Genomic DNA, 1,866 nt, shown 5'->3' with positions numbered 1-1,866 from the left:
GTTATTACAATATTATGCTAAAACATCAGAATTACCTGATTTAACAAAAGTAAAAATTGAAGATATTACAAATGTTACTGGTTTAAAAATTAATGGTAATGCTATAGATGTTAAAGTTGGTAAAGATGAGGATTGCTTTAAAATAACATTTAGTACAACTGACAGTTCTATGACAATTACTCCTGGTGCAAATAAAGGGACAGTATGTAAGACTGCTATAGCTGCAGCAAAAGCTGCTAGACTAATTAATGATGATGGAAGTGCTAAAACTGAAAAATTAGGTGGCGGTTCAATTTACGATACAACTGATATTAAATAATTATAATTTTATTAATATTTTAAGCCTTAGCTAGTTTTAGCTAGGGTTTTCTAAGGAAAATGATGAGACCAGCCTTTACAATGATAGAATTAATATTTGTGATAGTTGTAATCGCAATATTAGCTGGACTTGCAGTTCCTAAAATGCTTTTAATCAAAAATGATGCTAGTGTTACTAAAGAATTAGCAAATATTGAAATTTTAAAAAATGATTTATCTTTATATTATGCTAGACACTCAAAATTACCAGATGGCTTGATAAATCCGATACATTTTACACAAATATCAAATATATTTTGGAGTGATAATACTACGATTGATTTTAAATTCCCAAAAGAAACTTGCATAAAAATAAAAATAGACAATGAAAATGCTAGTATAACATTTAGCCCGATAAATAACCCTATACCATTATGCAAAACTTTGCAATTTGCATTAGCAAAATCATCATTATTAAATTTAGAAAACAACACTATCAAGGATAAGATGATATCATTAGGTGGCGGTTCTATCTACAATACAAGTAATGTTAAATAAATTAAAATCAGTTATATACTTTATAATTATTTATAAAACCTAAAAATTAATAAACCCCTACAACTCCACCAACGGGTATATAAACAATATCACTTTTAGATATATTAGTAAAATTATTATTTGTTTTTGAAATCCTATTTGTTAAAACACTTATTTTTGAAAAAATACTTAAGAATTTAAAGTTTGATTATAAGAATTTATTTTTATTGTTAAATTTAAAAACCTAGCTAAGCTAGGAAAATATTAGAACATAATATTATTTTTTATTTTCATAAAATGTAATTAAGTCATTAATTAAATCTATGTTTTCTACTATTTTTTCATCAGCTTCAGCTTTTAATCCCTTTAAAAGTATTAATGAAAATTTATCATTTAAACGCATAGGACAAATAGCATTACCTTGAACTGGATAAGCTGTCGCAACCCCTTCTACTTCTTTCCAATAAACCCCAATGGCATTTTCTAAATTCTCATTAGTATAAAATGCTTTTACAGCTACTATTCTACCATCATCATAAATTATTTCTGGGTCTTTCCAAGTACTTGCTAAAAAAGTTCTCATAAATCACTCCTTATTATTTTAAAACCTAGCTAAATAAAGCTAGGTTATTATTTTTTTTTACTATCTTTTATAATTATGGAGCTTTTGGTGTATCCATAGCACTAGTATCATAAATAGAACCGCCACCTAATCTTTCTGTTTTTTCTGCTGGTACATTGCTATCTTTTGTTGTTTCAGCTAGTAATCCACTCTTAATAGCTGCAACTTGTGCTGTTTTACAAATTTGTTTTGCATTTGCTTTTGGAGTAACTGTCATACTTGAATTACTATTATCAAAAGATATAACAAAGCAATCAGTATCATCTTTACCTACTTTGAACTTAAAAGTAGCACCATTTGTTCCAGCTGTTCCTAATGCCACCTCAGTAATATTTGTTAAATTTGCTAAATCAGCATCTTTAAAATCCGTTCCTGGTAATTCTGATTTGGTTGCATAGTATTTTAATACT

The 1,866-nt window shown here is 27.3% G+C and carries 4 protein-coding genes; 2 read left to right on the top strand and 2 right to left on the bottom strand.

The window, feature by feature from the left end; translation table 11 throughout:
- A partial coding sequence (locus NY022_RS09515; RefSeq protein WP_267525637.1) for a hypothetical protein occupies positions 1–319 on the top strand: 319 nt, incomplete at its 5' end.
- A gap of 62 nt (positions 320–381) precedes the next feature.
- A complete protein-coding gene (locus tag NY022_RS09510) occupies positions 382–855 on the top strand; it encodes a type II secretion system protein (protein ID WP_267525635.1) in 474 nt (157 codons plus the stop codon).
- A 256-nt stretch (positions 856–1,111) separates the two neighbouring features.
- On the opposite strand, the gene NY022_RS09505 is transcribed toward NY022_RS09510, so the two are convergent.
- Positions 1,112–1,417 carry a hypothetical protein gene (locus tag NY022_RS09505; protein ID WP_267525634.1) on the bottom strand — a complete coding sequence of 102 codons (306 nt, stop codon included), beginning with the start codon at positions 1,415–1,417 and terminating at the stop codon, positions 1,112–1,114.
- Between the two features lie 73 nt (positions 1,418–1,490).
- On the bottom strand, positions 1,491–1,866 hold a 376-nt coding region (locus tag NY022_RS09500), incomplete at its 5' end, for a hypothetical protein (protein ID WP_267525633.1).

The sequence above is a fragment of the Campylobacter sp. MG1 genome, assembly GCF_026616895.1.
Classification (GTDB): Bacteria; Campylobacterota; Campylobacteria; order Campylobacterales; family Campylobacteraceae; genus Campylobacter_E.
This window is presented reverse-complemented; position numbering and strand designations above follow the sequence as displayed.